Origin of the sequence: Marinilabilia sp. (assembly GCF_016278715.1) — a bacterium.
Classification (GTDB): Bacteria; Bacteroidota; Bacteroidia; order Bacteroidales; family Marinilabiliaceae; genus Marinilabilia.
On record NZ_JADQBH010000097.1, the window covers coordinates 1 to 18,713 of the forward strand.

Here is an 18,713-nt window from a genome sequence, read left to right on the forward strand (position 1 = left end):
GACGATTACGATAAAAGAACCGTAGTTTTTAGAGCGAAAGCTGGCTCAGTCTTGATTTTCTTTGCCTACTTTCTTGTATCAAGACAAGAAAGTAGGTCAGGGTTTAGGGATGAAATCCCTTTTGGGAAGTGTTTAGGACACTAATGAATTAATACATAAAAACGCATCTCAAACGGTTTATAAATTGGGTTTAATAAATATATCGTTTTAAAAGCCGATATTTCAAAATATCGGCTTTTAAAACGATATTCCTTGATAATCTCATTTATTTGCTTTATATTTGATCACCTTTGGCCTGAATAGCGATTTTAAAAAAGAAAGATTCATCATAATAATTAGAATCATAATCGAAATAACATGAGAAAAATTAAGAAAAAAACATAGTGTGTACGACCCACCCCGGGGGTCGATCCTCATGTAAACATTTCATCTATAAATATTTGACCCGCTTCGGGGTCATGCTTTTATACTTAACAGCAACCGAGGGTGGTTCCGCTGTCAGATAACATCCATAAATTAGGTCATGCTTTTATACCTAATAGCAACCGGGCCTGAAGGGCTCTAATATTTATAGTTGTTCTCAAATTATAAAATATCGACGCTGAAGGTGTCGTATGTTAGTGTGTTTGTTTGAAAGCCAGGCCCCGGCACATATAGCCGGGACGATAAATTTAAAACTGATGAAAGCTGTTATTACAGGCGATATCATAAACTCCAGAAACAGTAAGACCTTTGGATGGATTGATTCACTAAAAACCATTCTGTCTTTCTACGGAAAAGCCCCTGCCGATTGGGAAATTTTCAGAGGGGATAGTTTTCAGCTTATGCTTGAGCCTGAAAGGGCATTGTTGGCAGCATTTCATATAAAAGCTGTGATGAAAGGGGTAGATTCTCTGGATGTCAGAATGGGGATTGGTGTCGGAGAAGTGGAGCATCAGGCGGCGAGAATTACGGAGTCCAACGGGGAGGCTTTTGTCTTGTCGGGCAGCTGTTTTGAGGGATTAAAGAACCAGACAATTGGTGTTAAAACCACCGATCAGGAGGTGGACAAAACTCTGAATGTGATGCTCCGGTTGGCGCGATTGGTCACTGATGACTGGACTTCCGTAGTGAGCAATGTTATCAGGGCAAAGATTGAGCATCCAAAAAAAAATCAAAAAGAATTGGCGGCATTGCTCGGGAAATCCCAGAGTAGCATCAGTGATGCGCTCAAAAGAGGAGGTTGGGATGAGGTAATGCTGCTGGAAGAGTTTTACCGCGAACAAATATCCTGCTTATGATGACCCTGGCTTTAAAACTTCTGATTGTTCATTTTCTGGCGGATTTTGCGCTTCAACCCGACAGTTGGGTGACTGCCAAGAATAAAAACCGGCACAAGTCGCGCTTTTTGTATTATCATGTGGGGATTCACGCGTTGCTTCTGTTGGTGGTTTTTTGGTTCGATTGGCAATACTGGCCGCTGTTTGTCACCTATACCGTCAGTCATTTTGTATTTGATTTGGCGAAGTTATTCCTGAATGAGAAATTAAATTCCCGGTTGCTCTTCGCAATGGATCAGTTGGCTCATTTAGTTGTGATTGGGTTGTTGGTTTATATTTATCAGCCTTTCAAAATTGACTTTGATGTGCTGTATTCTTTCCATGTGTTATTGTTGATTGCCGCCCTGCTGGCCCAGACCTCCGTGTCCTCCGTAATTGTAAAACAATTAATGAGCCGATGGAATCTTCAGGCAATTGAGAATAATGATTCACTTCATAATGCCGGCAAATACATTGGAATGTTGGAGCGGTTGTTTATTTTTGGATTCATCATTTTGCATCAGTTTCATGCTATTGGATTTCTTATTGCGGTAAAAACAATTTTCAGATTTAGTGACCTTTCCAGAGCCAAAGACCGAAAATTAACAGAGTATATGATTATCGGAACTTTTATTAGTTTTGGGCTGTCTTTGTTGATTAGTCTGCTGTATCTCTTTTTGCGGGATAGTTTTGAAACCATATAAGGTATTTAAGTTTATTCATGAAGCGTCTGTTCCCCATACTTTTGATTTCCGTTTTGTCGTTTTCGCTCGCTGCTCAAAATACAACAGACAGTCTGTTTCGTGTTTTAGACCGGGTCATTGAGCAGAAACCGGAGTTCGAAGAGAACAAGAAGAAGGAAATCGGAGCTCTTTATCAGCAGTTGAACCTTATAGATTCCGCCAATCAGGTTGAACGATTCTTAGTAACTAAAAAACTTCATCAGGCTTATTTTACTTTTAACTATGATTCTGCTGTTTTCTTTTCCCGTCAATTGTTGGAGGAGGCAAACAGGGTCGGGGACAAGGCGATGATAAATGAAGCAAGGTTGAGAATGAGTGAAACGCTTCTGGCATCGGGCTTGTTTGCGGTGGTAAAGGATTCTCTGGAACAGATTTCTTCGGCAGAAATGTCCGATAGCCTGCGGGTAAAATTTCATTATCTGAATGCCCGGCTTTACATCGATATGGGAAATTATTACCAGCGTTCTTTCTATTCTGAAAAGTTCAGCCACCTGATTTTGGCTCACCTGGATTCCGCTTTAGTTTTTGCAACTCCTGATTCTCGTATTCATTATTCACTTTACGGACTTAGAGCGATTTGGAAAAATAACTACAAAGAAGCCAGGGATATTTTTGATGATTTGTTTGGCCGATTTGAGGTGGAAGGGCGACAATATGCTGTTGATGCATCTACTTTCGCATTTGTGTATGGTGCTTTGGGAAAGCCGGAAATGGAATTGGAATGGTTGTTAAAAGCTGCCATTAGTGACGCCAGGTTGGCAAATAAAGAGTATGTAGCATTGCGTATTATTGCAAACCGTTTGTTTGAGCAGGGGGAGATTAAAAAAGCAAGTCACTATTTGAATGTTGCCATTGCAGATGCGAAAAGTTATGGCGCTATTCAGCGTGAATTGCAAATCTCCCAGATTCAGCCGCTTGTTGAAGCGGCCAGGCTGGATTTGATTGAAAAACAGAATTTCCGAATTCAGACTTTTGCCCTGGCTGTTTCCATCTTGTCTGTTTTGGTTTTTGTTGTTTTGGTGCTTTTGATGAGGCAATACCGGAAAATCAAAAAAGTTAAAGACAAACTCCACCAGTCGAATCTGGCCCTTTCAGAAACCAATGCACAGTTGCGCGAAGTAAACCTGATCAAAGAGGAGTATATCGCCTTCTTTTTTAAAACCAACTCCGACCTTATTGAAAAGCTGGATGAATATCGTCAGGCAATAGATAATAAGCTTGCTTTGAATAAGGTTCAACAAATTGGGTCTGTCATTACCCGTGCCGATATTAAACGAGAACGGGAAACCCTTTTCCGGGATTTTGATACCGGCTTTCTTAATATCTTTCCCGATTTCATTGAACGTTTTAATGCACTTTTTAAAGAAGAAGACCGTGAGTTGCCTTACAATAGTAAGCAGCTGAATCCAGATATGAGAATCTTTGCCTTGATACGGCTGGGAATATCCGAAACAGATAAAATTGCCCACATTCTACACTATTCGGTGAATACCATCAATACTTATAAGACCAGAATCAAGAATAAATCCATCGTCTCCAATGAAGATTTTGAAAAGGAAATTTTGAAAATTCAGTCGATCTGATTAAAAAAAACGGCTATAAAGGCGATATTTTTGATTATCGTCCTGAGGTGCGATAATGGTTGACTTCTATTGTATTCTGCGGCTTTTCCTGAAATGGTCTTTTTTCTCCCTGAAAACTTCCAATATTTATTATATTTTTTGCCCTTCTTCAATACTTGTTGTGTGGATTAAACTGCATGTAATCAATGGTTAGTCTGTTGCCTTTGTTGGCGAAGTTGTTATATTTTCGTTATACTTTTTGATTTCCGGGCTTTCCGGTAGCACCTTTGTTTTACTTATTGTAATTGTAAATTTTACTTTGTCGAAATCAATACTTTCAATAATGAAGAAGAGACTTATTTTTATTACCCAGCTATTACTTTTTCCGTTGATTCTCAGTTCGTGTGAGAAAAAAAACGAAGAAGAGCAGGTGATTACTGAACCAGTTCAGGAACAATTCACCCAATACGGGACTCCCTTTGAAAATGTCCCCGAAACACGTGACATTACCATGTATGAGGTCAACCTCAGGGCATTTAGTCGGGAAGGGAACCTTAATGGAGTAACGGCCAAACTTGATTCTCTGGACAACCTGGGCATCAATGTGGTTTGGTTGATGCCCGTTTATCCCACGGGAGATGTAAAAAGTGTGGGTTCTCCTTACGCGGTAAAAGACTATCTGGATATTCACGAGGATTACGGGACACTGGAGGATTTAAGGAATCTGGTTCGAGAAGCGCATCAACGAGATATCGCTGTGATCCTTGACTGGGTGGCCAACCACACAGCATGGGATCACAAGTGGATTGCGGACCATTCGTCGTGGTACGCAAAGGATGACAACGGGAATAATATAATTCCTCCCGGAACAGGCTGGCAGGATGTGGCTGAATTGAATTTTGGCAATGAATATTTGAGGGAGGAAATGATTCGTGCCATGAAATACTGGGTGCTGGAAGCCAATGTTGATGGTTTTCGCTGTGACTATGTTCATGGTGTGCCCGATGATTTCTGGAAGCAGGCCATTGATACGCTCCGAAGCATTCCTGAGCGGGATATCATCATGTTTGCCGAATCGGAACGCAAAGAGTTACTGCCCCAGGGTTTTGATATGATATTTGGCTGGCGTTTTTATACCGGGCTTAAAGAGACTTTTAGCGAAGGTAAGTCAACTGATGCTATTGTTGAGGCGCATGAGGAAGAATATCGGGGACTTTCTGCCGAAAAAGAGGTGCTTCGCTGGACTTCCAATCACGACCAGAATGCATGGGAAACTACACCCATTCAACAGTTTACCAATAAGGAGGGAGCCATGGCTGCATTTGTGATAATGGCTTTTATGGACGGTGTGCCGTTGGTTTACAGTGGTCAGGAAGTTGGGTTTCCCGAACAACTTTCCTTTTTTGAGGGTAATGCCAATAAAATCGACTGGGACATCAATGCCGGTTACAAAGCAGAGTACGAGCGGTTGCTGAACCTGCGTCAGGACAGTCCTGCCCTGCGTCGTGGCACTTTTACTAACTTAAACACCGCGGATGTGATGGCTTTTGAAAAAGTAACTACTGATGATTCGGTGTTGGTAATAGTGAATGTTCGGAATAACTCGGTGCGATACATTGTTCCGGAGGCGCTTCAGGAAACCGTTTGGCAGAATGCTTATTCAGAAACGCAGACCACACTTGGAAGCAAAGTGGAATTGGCTCCTTATGAGTATTTGATTTTGAGGAAGTAATTGGCTCCATTGAGATGCAATGAATATCATTGGTGTCCGGTCAAAGAAAAGAGATTGCTTCACTACGTTCGCAATGAACTGTGCAAGAATTTGAGGGATATAGGGGGGGCGACTTTTTCGAAAATCAAATCCTTACATCCAGTATAAAACCTATAAAACATCATTCATTGTGAGTGAAATTGTATGACTTGGGGTAAAGTACTGGTTGCCAGTAAAATAAAAACAAAAGTTATGAATAGAAAAAATCAATATGTGCTGCGGGGCTTTTTTTATAAAGTCCTGATAACGCTTGCATTGATACTTGCTTTTATGGTTAGTGGTTGTGATTCCGCAACAAAAAGCTCCTTTGAAATTACATCTCCCGATGGCCGTGTTTCATTGAATTTCGGTTTGAAAAATGACAGTGCCTTTTATTCAGTTTTCCGTCAGGGGAATAAGGTAATTGAAGATTCAAAATTGGGATTCATACTGGATGAGGTGGATGATTTGGCCAGTGGGTTCACAATCAAAGAATTCAATACCACCTCTTTCTCTGAAACATGGGAACAACCATGGGGCGAAAAAAGAGAGATTCTTAACGAGTACAATGAGCTGGTCGTCAATCTTTCCGAAAGAGAAGGCTTGAAAAGGAGGCTGGACATTATATTCCGTGTTTTTGATGATGGAGTGGCATTCCGATACGTTTTTCCGGAACAGGAACATCTGAAAGAGTTCCGGATAATGGACGAAATCACGGAGTTTAGCCTCACCGACAATCATGAAGTGTGGTCGCAGCCGGCTTATCGTCCCGACCGGTATGAGTATCTGTATTCCAGAAAAAGACTTAACGAAGTAGCTGATACTATGCATACGCCGTTAACCCTTGAGACAGGAGAAGATTTATATCTTTCGGTTCATGAGGCTGCATTAACTGATTATGCTGCGATGACCTTATTTCTCAAAGAAGGCAACCGCCTGGAATGCGATCTGGTGCCCTGGTCAGATGGTGTAAAAGTTTATGCCGAAACACCTTTTTCAACTCCCTGGCGCACCATTCAGATTGCAGAAAAACCCGGAGATTTGATTACCTCCTACATGATTCTGAATTTGAATGAGCTCAATCGGGTTGAAGACGTGTCGTGGATTAAGCCTGCAAAATATGTAGGAATTTGGTGGGAAATGCACATCAATAAAAGTACCTGGGGACAAGGGCCCAATCACGGTGCAACAACAGAGAATGTAAAGAAATATATTGATTTTGCTTCTGAGAACAATCTGGGAGGTGTGTTGGTCGAGGGGTGGAATCTGGGCTGGGATTCTGATTGGTGGAACGATGGCAACGGATTCAACTTTACCACACCTTATCCGGATTTTGACATCAAAGAGGTTACCGATTATGCTGCATCTAAAGGCGTTGAGCTAATTGGCCATCACGAAACCGGAGGCGCGGTTGACAATTATGAGGCACAAATGGAAGAAGCTTATGCCTTTTATGAAAAACACGGTGTGAATTACATTAAAACCGGTTACGTTAATCCCCGCGGAATGAACGGTAAGGAGTGGCACCACAGTCAGTTTGGGGTTCGCCATTACCGGAAGGCGGTGGAGACAGCTGCCCGGCATCACATTATGCTGGATGTTCATGAGCCCATTAAAGCCACTGGCATCCGACGCACTTATCCAAATATGATGACCCGCGAAGGCTCGCGTGGCATGGAGTTCAATGCATGGGGTGCAGATGGTGGAAATCCTCCGGAGCATGAGACCATACTTCCTTTTACGCGTTTATTGGGAGGGCCGATGGATTTTACGCCGGGTATTTTCAATATTTCTATACCTGAGAACCCCAATAACCAGGTAAATACTACATTGGCCAAACAGTTGGCGTTGTATGTGGTTATTTACAGTCCGCTGCAAATGGCGGCTGATCTACCCGAAAACTATCTTAATCAACCGGCATTTCAGTTTATTCGAGAGGTTCCTGTTGACTGGGAAGATACCAGGGTGTTGAATGGAGAAATAGGAGAGTACATTACCATTGCCAGGCAGGATCGCAATTCGGAAGATTGGTTTCTGGGAAGTATTTCTGATGAGGAGGAAAGGACATTGACGATAAGTCTTGATTTCCTGGAACCCGGGCATAAATACAACGCGGTTATTTACAGGGATGATACTCAGGCGCATTATAAGAATAATCCCCTGGATATCCTGATTGAAGAGAGAGAAGTTACTTCAGATATGTCGCTTACCCTGCAGCTTGCTTCAGGAGGGGGCCAGGCGGTTCACTTTTCGAAGCTGGAATAAACTGAATTTGATATTTTAATAAGTCCTCTGATGCTTCTTACAGCATCAGGGGGCTTTTTTTAGAATCCACCATTCCTGACTTGTCATCGATATTCTGAAGAGGTACGATGTTGGGATAGGCAATCTTCAAAAATTCACTTATTTTTGCTGCAACAATTAAAATCATCGTTATGCCTGAAAAGATAAAACCGGATTCCTTATCCGTCATTCCCACAGGAACTCAAAAACGAATGGCTCGTTACGCAAAAGCTCTGGGGCACCCGGTTAGAGTTTACATTATGCAATTGTTGGGCAATCAGACCTGCTGTTACAGTGGAGATCTCTCCCAGGAATTACCTATTGCCAAATCCACCCTTTCGCAACACCTTAAAGAGTTGAGAGATAGTGGTTTGATACAGGGTGAGATTGAAGCACCCCGGGTTAAATACTGTGTCAGCAAAGAAAATTGGGAAGAAGCAAAAAAATTGTTCAAAGATTTTTGGTCTCTCTGATTTTTTTATACTTTTGTTCGTGGTTTTACGAACAACGAACAATCATTTTTTTAAAAATAGAGACCTATGGATATTAAAGTATTAGGTACAGGGTGCCCTAAGTGCAAGACACTTGAGAAACTGACTCGTGATGCCGTCGAAGAACTGGGCCTCGATGCCAACATCACAAAAGTGGAGGACATCATGGACATCATGCAGTATAACGTTGCCAGAACCCCCGCCTTGGTGGTGGATGGGAAAGTGCTTGTTAAAGGTAGCCTACCTTCGTACGATGCTTTGAAGAAAATGCTTAGCTAAATCAAACTTAAAACTATATTCTCTATGAAAAAGAAATTAAGTATACTTTCCTTCTTTATGTTACTGGCAGTAGTTTCGGTAACAGCGCAATGTTGCAATTCATCAGCTAAAGAAGGTGACAACAGCGAAAGTCAATCAGAAACTGTTGCAGAAGTATCGGATGTTGAAGTTTATTATTTCCATGCTACCCGTCGTTGTGCTACTTGTCAGGCCGTTGAGAAAGTCACAAAAGAAGCGTTGACTGAAAAATATGGAGAAGATGTTACTTTTCAATCCATCAACCGCGAAAAACAAAGTGACCATCCGTTGATTAAAAAGCATAATGTGAGTGGTCAGACTTTGCTCATAATAAAAGGAGACAAGGCAGAAAATATTACCAACTTTGCCTTTATGAATGCGCGAACCAATCCGGAAAAGCTGAAAAGTAAAATCGTAGAAACGGTCGAATCTCTCTAAATAGTGCCCGTCTGTAAACTAAGCAAAGTGTCTTAGTTTCGCTGTGTCTGTTTAGAAAGTGCCAATTGCAAGGCTTGCGAAGCCGCCAAAAGCGGAGTCCCGATCCTTCGGTATGAGTATTTTGGCGGCAAGCGTAACGAAGCAAGTGGTACTTTATGGACAGACACTAAATAAATATTTTCATGGAATTCTTACAAAACCTCCTTGAAAACACCGAGCTTCCGTTGCTTACTGCATTTTTACTTGGGCTGATGACTGCCATCAGCCCTTGTCCTTTGGCCACTAACATTACCGCCATTGGATTTATCAGTAAGGATATGAAAAATCAGAAGCGTGTTTTCGTCAACGGATTGATTTATACCCTCGGACGTAGTGTTTCTTATACCACCATCGGTTTACTTTTCTTTTTTGGGGCCAGCCAGTTCGAATTTGCCGGGTTTATTCAGGAATGGGGCGAAAAGGTAATTGGCCCGGTTTTGATATTAATTGGTCTCCTGATGTTGGGCGTTATTAATATTAAGATTCGCGGTCTCGGCTCTGTTACCGATAAGCTGCAAGACCAGTCAGGAAAAGGTTTATGGGGTGTTTTACTGCTGGGAGTTATTTTTGCTCTGGCTTTTTGTCCCTATAGCGGTGTGCTTTATTTTGGTATGCTTATTCCTATGACCATCTCCAGTGTGAGCGGGCTCTATTTACCAATCATTTTTGCTTTGGGAACTGGTATTCCAGTTATCATTTTTGCCTGGCTCATTGCCTTCTCAGTCGGGTCGTTAGGAAGCACTTATAATAAACTGAAAACCTTTGAAATCTGGTTTCGCCGGGTGGTTGCTGTTTTGTTTATTGGCGTAGGGGTTTATTATACGGTTTTGTTATTGTTGTAAGATGGGGCACCTCCTTGTTTTATAGGCTAAGGCTAAGGTTAAGGTTGAGGGGGGTACCGATTTTACAGGTTTTTAACAAGCAGTGACAGACGGGCGAACCAATAAACAAAGGCTGATAAAACAAAACTCAAAACAAGAAACCCAAAACACAAACCCCATCCCGCTACCCCCTAACCCCCTGAAGGGGGAACCACAGGCCCGCAACACCAAAACCCAGAACACAAAACCCAGAACACAAAACATAGAACTCATAAAACGATGGAATTAAAAAAAGAGCTTAAAATATTAGGCTGGATCATTGCAATATTTCTTTTCGCCTTTTTCATGCCTTTGGAAAGTGCACGATTTCAGGAAGCCATTAGGGCTACCTTCGACCTGACGAAGTGGTATGCTCAGGAGCATGTTATTTTATGTTTGTTACCGGCCTTTTTTATTGCCGGAGTGATTGCCGTATTCGTCAGCCAGGGTGCGGTGATGAAATATTTTGGTGCCAAAGCCAAAAAGTGGGTGGCCTATACAGTGGCATCTGTTTCGGGAACCATTCTGGCCGTTTGCAGTTGCACCATCCTGCCGCTTTTTTCCAGTATTCATAAGCGCGGCGCTGGCTTAGGTCCCGCTATCGCATTTTTGTATAGTGGTCCGGCAATTAACATTCTGGCGATTATTTTAACTGCCCGTATTTTGGGGATTGAAATGGGAATTGCCCGTGTTATCGGGGCTGTTGTTTTTGCAGTAGTCATAGGTTCAGCCATGTCGCTTATTTATCGAAAAGAAGAAAAAGCGAAACGCGAAGAGCAGTTGAACTTTCCCGATGTGCCTGAAGAACGGCCCATGTGGCAAACTGCTTTTCATTTTTTCACATTGGTGTTGATACTGGTTTTTGCAAACTGGGGAAAACCAGGTGATGACGTTACCAGTGGCGGATTTTACTGGCTTTGGGTCAATAAATGGGCCATCATTTCATTCTTTTCTATTTTGCTGGTTTTCTCACTTATCTTCATTTTGAAGATAAAATGGCAATATGTATTGCTTGGGGCAATTGTAACTGCTGCCTCAGCTTTTCTGACTGCTTCTCCGCTTGTGCCGATGGTGGTGGGTATTGCAGCACTGAGCATCCTTACTCTGGCTGATAAAAAACATGATGAAAACCGGGAATGGACTATTTCCGCCTGGGACTTTACCAAACAAATATTGCCCTTACTGGCTATTGGTGTTGTTACTGCCGGATTTTTGCTGGGTTCCACCCATGACGATACCGCCCTGGCGGGCATTATCCCAAATGAATGGATTGCGAATCTGGTAGGTGGTAATTCAGTGTTTTCCAATTTCTTTGCTTCCATTGTAGGAGCTTTTATGTACTTTGCTACCCTTACAGAGGTTCCTATTCTTCAGGGGCTTATGGCTGCAGGAATGGGAAAAGGTCCCGCATTGGCATTGTTGCTGGCCGGGCCCTCATTGTCATTACCTAATATGCTGGTAATCCGTGGTGTTATGGGTACCCAAAAAACTTTGGTTTACATCGGACTTGTGGTAGTTATGGCAACTGTTTCCGGACTGCTTTTTGGCGCTTTTAATTAAAAGCAATAGTTCTTTACAAAAAGCTAAAACGCGGAGACGCAAAGGCACAAAGCTTTTATTGTCAGAGAGTTGTGTTTAGCGCTCTTGACCTTGTAAGTGCATGGTAATCACGCGTTTGAAATTATTCTGGGTGTGTTGATGAAGGTTGGAGAGTTGCATTACCAGCAAAGCGAATTAATCTTTTTTGGCTCATCACAATAATGCGTACCAAATAGATACTTATAAAAGCTCTTAATCGAGAAAAACAAACAAATATACATAACTGGTACGACCCATTTTTGGGGTCAATTTTCATGTAAACATTACATCTATAAATATTTGAACTACTTCTGGGTCATGCTTAAATCTGAGGGAAACTGCGCCTGAAGGGCTCTTATGTTTATAGTTTTCGCAAAATATAAAATATCGACACTGAAGGTGTCGTATGTTTTAGAGATTGTTAGAAATCTCTTTTTTGAATAAGCAAAATTTTTAATGTAGGTACCCATATTTGTGATCAGTCTCTTTTTTCAAAAAAAGATTCTCCCGGCAATGGTGAAAAAAATACCAGGTTGACGTATGAAATTTGTAATTGGCTTGCATCAACATTTTTTTATCTTTGCAGGTGTTCTAATAATTAATTTTGTTTTTTTGACAGGTGAATCTGAAAGGACAACATATAGGGAGGTTTTTTACTTATTTGGCAGGGCTGATTATTTTTGCCCATGCTGTTGTGCCGCACCATCACCATTTTGAGTCAACCCATTCACCAGTACCGGAATCAACTTGTGAAAACCCCGTTCAGGAAAACAGCAATGAAGATCCGGTCTCTCATTGTTATGCATTTAATATTCTGGTATCGGAAAGAATATTAAACTCCTCTGTAAATCAGCCTATATCTGAAAATTTTCTTTTCTGTTTTGTCGGAGACAATACTAATATTGAGCTTTGGCCAGTTAAAAATATCACCACAACATTTTTTTGTCATTCGGCTGTTTTTATAAAACAATTCTTCTTTTCTGCCCATTTGCTCCGGGCACCTCCTGCTTTTGCTTAACTTTTTTTTGTTGTGTGATGGGTCAATCCTTGCACAATAAATTTGTAAAGGCCATTAGTATATGCTTTTACAGGGTTGAGAAGTCTTGATGACTTTATCACAGGTTCTTATTGCTCAGATTTGCACATCGCCAGGTTTGGATTATTGTTAAACGCCATATTCGTTTTGGGGCAACCAATTCTTCCACCCAATCGGGAGAGCCGAACCACACGAATGTTGGTCATGGAAATTGTGCCACGCTAAATGGCATTCATTGCATGGCATAAAGAAAATCTCGTAACAATATTTTTTTAAGTTATTTCTTCAATCATTATGAGGGTAGACTTCTGTAAGTTCATGTTAATAAAAGAAATAACACAATAAGAATTGATGGTTACAAACCTTTGTGTGATGGGTTTTATGTGTTTGGGCTTAATTTAAAGAACTGTTGCCAATTATGCTTTTGAATAAAGTGTTGGGTACACGTTTTCAGAATGAACCAGAATATTAAATCGAATAAAAAACAAACAAAATCAACAGGAGATGATAAACAGTATCATATCTTTTTCAATAAAGAACAAAGCCCTTATTGGTCTGATGACCATCGGACTTATCATCGGGGGATTTTATTCAATGACGAAAGTGCCGTTGGATGCTGTTCCCGATATTACCAACAACCAGGTGCAGGTGATTACCACCGCTCCAAATCTGGGAACTGAGGATATTGAACAGTTTGTTACGTATCAGGTGGAACTCTCGGTGGCCAACCTGCCTGGGGTTACCGAAATCCGTTCCGTTTCACGTTTTGGGTTGTCGGTGGTTACCATTGTATTTGAGGACGATATGGGTACCTATCTTCCCCGACAGTTGGTAAGCGAGGCCCTTGCCGAAATGAAGGAGAAAATTCCTGAAGGCTTTTCCGCTCCGGTTATGGCTCCCATCAGTACCGGGCTGGGCGAGATTTACCAGTACACCCTTGAAGTACAGCCTGGGTACGACACTGTTTACAACGATATGGAACTGCGTACCATGCAGGAGTGGATTGTGAAACGGCAGATGGCTATGGTTCCGGGTGTGGTTGAGGTAAACTCGTTTGGGGGCCATGGTAAACAATATGAAATTTCCATCAATCCCGATAAACTTCGCAGTATGAATCTGACCATCCCCGATATTTTCGAGGCGTTGGAAGAAAACAATCAGAATACTGGCGGGGCATATATTGAGAAAAACTTTCAGGCAAATTTTATCCGTGGCGAAGGCTTGATGCGTTCGCTCGATGACATCCGCAATACGCCGGTAGCCAATTTAAACGGACAGCCGGTTTTTATCCGGGATGTGGCTGAAGTAAAATACGGTAGTTTTTTGCGCTACGGGGCATTTACAAAAGATGGGAAGGGTGAAGCAGTGGGCGGAATCGTGATGATGTTGAAAGGCGAAAACTCCAACGATGTAATTAAGGATGTGAAGGAACGGATGACGTTAATTCAAAAATCGCTGCCCGAAGGTGTGGAAATAAAACAATTCCTCGACCGCAGCAAGCTGATAAAGAGCACCACATCAACAGTTGCCGAGAACCTATCGATCGGAGCGCTGATTGTAATCTTTGTTTTGGTTATTTTTCTGGGCAATTTACGGGGTGGTTTGTTGGTGGCTTCTACCATACCGCTTGCTTTGCTGTTTGCATTTATTATGATGAATGTGTTCGGCGTATGGGCAAACCTGATGAGTCTGGGTGCTATTGACTTTGGTATATTGGTTGACGGGGCGGTAATTATCGTGGAGAGTATGATTTTTTATCTGCACCGAAACGAATTTATCGGGAAGAAATTAGGGTTGCCTCAGCGCAATGAGATAGCCTATAAATCATCCAGTAAAATGATGAACTCCGCTTTTTTCGGACAGCTCATCATCCTCATTGTTTTTATTCCGGTATTGGCATTGCAGGGTGTAGAAGGGAAAATGTTTCAACCCATGGCCATGACCTTCGGTTTTGCTGTGTTGGGTGTTATGCTGCTTTGCCTTACTTATATTCCAATGATGGCCGCGCAATTCCTGCGACCGCCAAAAACAGATAAAAAGACCTGGGGAGAGCAATTTATTGCAAAACTTGAGAATATGTATGAACCAGTAATTGACTGGGCTCTGCGTAAAGGAAAGCTTGTTGTTGGCTTAGCACTGGTTCTTTTAATCTTCGGTGGCTTTCTTTTCTCTCGGATGGGAGCTGAATTTATTCCACAATTGGACGAGGGTGATTTGGCTATGCACATGTTTATGAAACCAGGTTCATCATTGACGGAAGTAACCAATGCATCGACCAAAATTGAAAAGTTGTTGCTTGATGAGTTCGCTGACGAGATTGAGTCTGCACAAACCCGTATTGGCGTGGCCGATTTGCCCACTGACCCAATGCCTATTGATATTGGTGATGTGTTCATTTTACTGAAGCCATTAGATGAATGGACAAGGGCCGAAACGAAACAGGAACTTATTGATGAAATTAAAGAAGAATTAAGCATATTCACCGGAATTAACTATGAATTTTCACAACCCATTGAAATGCGGTTCAACGAACTTTTAACCGGTATCCGTGAAGATGTGGCAATTAAACTTTATGGGGACAATTTGGATATTTTGGCCGACAAGGCTCAGGAGATAACCCGATTAATCGCTGGAGTCGAAGGTATTGCCGGTATGAAGGCCGAGGCCACCAGGGGATTACCGCAGATTACTGTGGATTACAACCGTACTAAATTGGGACAGTACGGACTGAAAATTAAAGATCTGAATACCGTGGTGGAAACTGCATTTAGCGGTGGTGTTGCAGGCGTTATCTATGAAGGCGAGCGGATGTTCGACCTCGTGGTTCGTCTAGATGAGGAACATCGCCAAAGCATTGACGACCTTCGGAATTTGTTTGTAAACACGCCCGACGGGAATCAAGTGCCCCTTAAAGAGGTTGCGGAAGTCAGCTATCAGCCAGGCCCAATGCAAATCAGCCGCGACAATACTAATAGGCGTACTTATGTGGGTATCAATGTGGAGAACAGAGATGTTAAATCACTTGTGAAAGAAATTCAGCAAACCCTTGATGAACAGCTGGAATTGCCTTCGGGCTACTATATCCGATACGGAGGGGCTTTCGAAAACCTCGAAAGGGCGTCTAAACGACTGACATTGGTTGTACCTCTTGCTCTTGCTTTAATATTTATGCTGGTATTTTTTGCCATTAAATCGCTAAAGCAAACTCTGATGATTTACGTGGCTATTCCGCTGGCAGCGGTGGGCGGTATTTTTTCGCTTTACCTCCGTGATATGCCTTTCAGCATTTCGGCAGGGGTAGGCTTTATTGTCTTGTTTGGTGTGGCTGTGTTAAACGGACTGGTGTTGATTAGTGGTTTTAACGAGCTAAAAGAAGAGGGAAAGCTCAGTTTGGGGGATATAATTAAAAAAGGCTCCATTCGCAGGCTGCGCCCAATTTTCCTGACAGCATCGACGGATATACTGGGTTTTCTGCCCATGGCCATTTCTTCCTCTGCCGGAGCCGAAGTACAACGGCCACTCGCCACCGTGGTAATTGGGGGTATGTTGACCTCCACGATTTTAACATTGATTGTGTTGCCTGTTTTATACAGAATGGTTGAATCGGGCAAATCCAACCTGAAAGTGCCAAAGCTCAAAACCAAAGTAATTGCTCTTTTTTTAATCGTCGGGGGGCTTGGGATTTCAGGAGGACTAAAGGCACAAGAAAACATCGTTACCCTTGAACAGGCCCTTGAACGGGCAAAGGAAAACTATCCGTCGTTAAAAGCGGCTTCCCTGAATGTGGAAAAGCAAAAGGCACTGAAGGCCACTGCGTACGATTTGGGCAACACGTCCATTTACACGGGGAAAGAGGAAATCGGTAATGGTTCCGTGGGTATTCAAACCGAAATTGGGGTATCACAAACGGAAATTGACCTGTTTGGCATACCTGCCAAAAGCAAACTGAATAAATCACATACCGATCTGGCCGTTTCCAAACTCGAACTGACCGAAAAACAACTGGTCAGGAACGTAAGTCTGGCATGGTACAGTGCATTGGTCGCCAGGAAACAAACAGAATTGTTTAAACAGCTAGACAGTATTTATTCAAACTTCCTTAAGGCTGCAGAGTTACGTTTCAAAACACAGCAAACATCAAAAGTAGAGTTCTTGTCTGCTTCTGCTAAATACAAAGAATTGATGGTAAATATTAAGCAGGCTGAGAGCCAATATATGGCTTCCCTGCAACTTCTGAACCAGTACCTCATGTACCCCGATGGTGTCGAAATTAATGATGCAGGACCGGACTGGGGAAAAATGGATAATATTGTTTTTTCAATGGATTCGTTAAATGGAGTGCCGCTATTAAATTATTACCGGCAACAATTAGATGTTTCTAAAGCTGAATGGAAGGCCGAAAAAGCTAATTTTCTGCCTAAAATCGATTTGGGCTATTCACGGCAATCTGTCGATGGCAGCACCGGATTTTATGGCTGGGAAGCAGGTATTTCGGTTCCCTTATTATTCTTTTCTCAGTCGGGCAGGGCAAAAGCTGCACGCGTTAATTACGAAATATCCGGGCAGGAATATAAGCAACGGGAATTGGAACTGAATGCTTCTTACAAGGAGCTGTTGAGCCGTTACAGGGTTATGAATGAGGTGCTTGAATACTACAAAAATGAAGCGTTGCCGCTTGCTTCCGAACAAATCGAAGCAGCCAACCTGGGTTACCGCCTTGGAAGTCTCAGCTATATTGAATTTATCCAGAATACCGAATCAGCCATCAAAACAAGGCAGGAATATTTATCCCGGCTTTCGGAATTTTTCGAGATGAAAGAACAATTGGAATATATTACAGGTCAATAATTTTAAAACAGATATCAGATGGAAACAAAAATATTTATAGCTCTTCTTGCACTAGCCACACTCATGTCGTGCAACAGCAATAATAAGGATAGCAAAGAAACCGATGAACATGTGGGGGAAGAAAATACTGAAGGTGTGGTTATGCTGAATGAACTTCAGCGTGAAGCTCTTGACCTTGAGCTGGGTGATTTTCAAATGCGGAACCTTACAACGCTGGTAAAAACCAACGGCCAGCTCGAAGTGCCACCGGCAGCATGCGCGGATGTTACTGCCATTATTGGTGGAAATGTGAAAGAGATAAAGGTCTTTCACGGAGATAAAGTCACTAAGGGGCAGGCCTTGGTCATGCTGGAGCATCCCGATTATATTGTTCTTCAGGAAGAATTTGCCGAAACTGCCAACAAACTGGAATTTCTTGAACAGGAATATGCACGCCAGAAAGAGCTGTTCGAAAATAACGTGGGTGCGGGCAAAGACTTCCAGCAGGTGAAGTCGGAATTCAACACTGCCAAGGCTCGTTATGAGGGGCTGAAATCTCGACTTCAGCTTCTTAACCTATCGCCAGATAATGTAAAGGATGGTAATATCTCGAATACTATTTCCATTCTTTCGCCCATAAACGGCTTTGTCAATGAGGTTAATATTAAGCTGGGGACTTATGTGGACGCCAAAGACAGGCTTTTAAGTATCACGGACAACCGGGAAATCCATGCCGATTTCATGGTGTACGAAAACGATGTGCATCTGCTTGAAGAGGGCCAAAAAGTTGATTTTTCTGTATCCAACCGTCCGGGCGAAGAATTGAGTGCAACTGTTTTTGCCATCGGTAAAGAGTTCGAAGCCAATACCCGGGCTGTACATATCCATGCCAGCCTCGACAAAAACCCGGGTAATCTGATTCCCGGAATGTATGTTTCGGGTCATATCCATACCGATGAAAACAGGACCCGGACTCTGCCCAATGATGCTGTAGTAACCGAAGGAACTAAGTCCTATATATTTGTTGTGGATGATTCTATTGAAGAAGAAACACACGAAGGAAACGGCCATGAGCATGAAGCTGAAAACGAAGAAGAACATGACCATGAAAGTGAGGAAAAACAGAATGAACATGCCGGAGAAACAGGCCATGAAGCCGAAGAGGGTGGCCATGTAATGGCTTTTCGTAGGGTAGAGGTTATTACCGGGATGCAGGAAAGCGGATATACCGAAATTAAATTGCTCAATTCTTTACCGGATAATACCCAAATTGTTTTGAATGCTGCCTACTACCTGCTGGCAGACATGAACAAAGAAGAGACTGAACACAAACATTAAAACCCCGGGATTATAAAAGAAAATAAAAGCTTTTTACCGACCCAATGAAGTGAATGTCATCGTTCATCCTTTAAATGGATAAAAATAAGGTAAGGGCCGGTGACAATCTTAGGATTGTCCCGGTTTTTTATTGTAAATCTTAATTCCGAAAATTATGTATCTTTTTATTTTCT

At 42.2% G+C, this 18,713-nt stretch carries 13 protein-coding genes; 12 read left to right on the forward strand and 1 reads right to left on the reverse strand.

Annotated features, from left to right (window positions below; translation table 11 throughout):
- The first annotated feature begins 680 nt into the window (after positions 1 to 680).
- The 5 genes from QZZ43_RS05945 (at position 681) to QZZ43_RS05965 (ending at position 7,618) form a co-directional block, all read left to right on the forward strand.
- Positions 681 to 1,280 carry a SatD family protein gene (locus QZZ43_RS05945; protein WP_291857026.1) on the forward strand — a complete coding sequence of 200 codons (600 nt, stop codon included), beginning with the start codon at positions 681 to 683 and terminating at the stop codon, positions 1,278 to 1,280.
- The gene (locus QZZ43_RS05950; protein ID WP_291857029.1) at positions 1,277 to 2,002 is read left to right on the forward strand and encodes a DUF3307 domain-containing protein; all 726 of its coding nucleotides are present in this window, start codon (positions 1,277 to 1,279) and stop codon (positions 2,000 to 2,002) included. Before QZZ43_RS05945 ends, QZZ43_RS05950 begins: the two co-directional genes overlap by 4 nt.
- 17 nt (positions 2,003 to 2,019) lie before the next feature.
- A complete protein-coding gene (locus QZZ43_RS05955) occupies positions 2,020 to 3,624 on the forward strand; it encodes a DUF6377 domain-containing protein (protein WP_291857031.1) in 1,605 nt (534 codons plus the stop codon).
- Between the two features lie 322 nt (positions 3,625 to 3,946).
- Positions 3,947 to 5,335 carry an alpha-amylase family glycosyl hydrolase gene (locus QZZ43_RS05960; RefSeq protein ID WP_291857032.1) on the forward strand — a complete coding sequence of 463 codons (1,389 nt, stop codon included), beginning with the start codon at positions 3,947 to 3,949 and terminating at the stop codon, positions 5,333 to 5,335.
- 231 nt (positions 5,336 to 5,566) lie between these two features.
- Positions 5,567 to 7,618, forward strand: coding sequence for a glycoside hydrolase family 97 protein (locus tag QZZ43_RS05965; protein WP_291857034.1), 2,052 nt, complete (start codon positions 5,567 to 5,569; stop codon positions 7,616 to 7,618).
- A gap of 37 nt (positions 7,619 to 7,655) precedes the next feature.
- On the opposite strand, the gene QZZ43_RS05970 is transcribed toward QZZ43_RS05965, so the two are convergent.
- Entirely contained in the window at positions 7,656 to 7,784 is a 129-nt protein-coding gene (locus QZZ43_RS05970) for a hypothetical protein (protein WP_291857036.1), read from the reverse strand.
- Between the two features lie 4 nt (positions 7,785 to 7,788).
- Between QZZ43_RS05970 and QZZ43_RS05975 the strand changes: the two genes are divergently transcribed.
- The 7 genes from QZZ43_RS05975 to QZZ43_RS06005 all read left to right on the forward strand — a co-directional run bounded on the left by QZZ43_RS05975 (position 7,789) and on the right by QZZ43_RS06005 (position 18,540).
- Positions 7,789 to 8,109, forward strand: coding sequence for a helix-turn-helix transcriptional regulator (locus QZZ43_RS05975; protein WP_291857039.1), 321 nt, complete (start codon positions 7,789 to 7,791; stop codon positions 8,107 to 8,109).
- Between the two features lie 66 nt (positions 8,110 to 8,175).
- Positions 8,176 to 8,406 (forward strand): thioredoxin family protein, encoded by a 231-nt coding sequence (locus tag QZZ43_RS05980; protein ID WP_291857041.1) that lies wholly within the window; start codon positions 8,176 to 8,178, stop codon positions 8,404 to 8,406.
- Between the two features lie 24 nt (positions 8,407 to 8,430).
- Positions 8,431 to 8,862, forward strand: a complete 432-nt coding sequence (locus tag QZZ43_RS05985) for a nitrophenyl compound nitroreductase subunit ArsF family protein (protein WP_291857043.1) — start codon at positions 8,431 to 8,433, stop codon at positions 8,860 to 8,862.
- Positions 8,863 to 9,044: 182 nt separating this feature from the next.
- Positions 9,045 to 9,743: an aromatic aminobenezylarsenical efflux permease ArsG family transporter gene (locus QZZ43_RS05990; RefSeq protein WP_291857045.1), complete on the forward strand. Its 699-nt coding sequence runs from the start codon at positions 9,045 to 9,047 to the stop codon at positions 9,741 to 9,743.
- Between the two features lie 258 nt (positions 9,744 to 10,001).
- Positions 10,002 to 11,321 carry a permease gene (locus tag QZZ43_RS05995; protein ID WP_291857046.1) on the forward strand — a complete coding sequence of 440 codons (1,320 nt, stop codon included), beginning with the start codon at positions 10,002 to 10,004 and terminating at the stop codon, positions 11,319 to 11,321.
- Positions 11,322 to 12,879: 1,558 nt separating this feature from the next.
- Positions 12,880 to 17,223, forward strand: coding sequence for a CusA/CzcA family heavy metal efflux RND transporter (locus QZZ43_RS06000; RefSeq protein WP_291857047.1), 4,344 nt, complete (start codon positions 12,880 to 12,882; stop codon positions 17,221 to 17,223).
- Between the two features lie 18 nt (positions 17,224 to 17,241).
- Positions 17,242 to 18,540: an efflux RND transporter periplasmic adaptor subunit gene (locus tag QZZ43_RS06005; RefSeq protein WP_291857048.1), complete on the forward strand. Its 1,299-nt coding sequence runs from the start codon at positions 17,242 to 17,244 to the stop codon at positions 18,538 to 18,540.
- Positions 18,541 to 18,713: the final 173 nt, after the last annotated feature.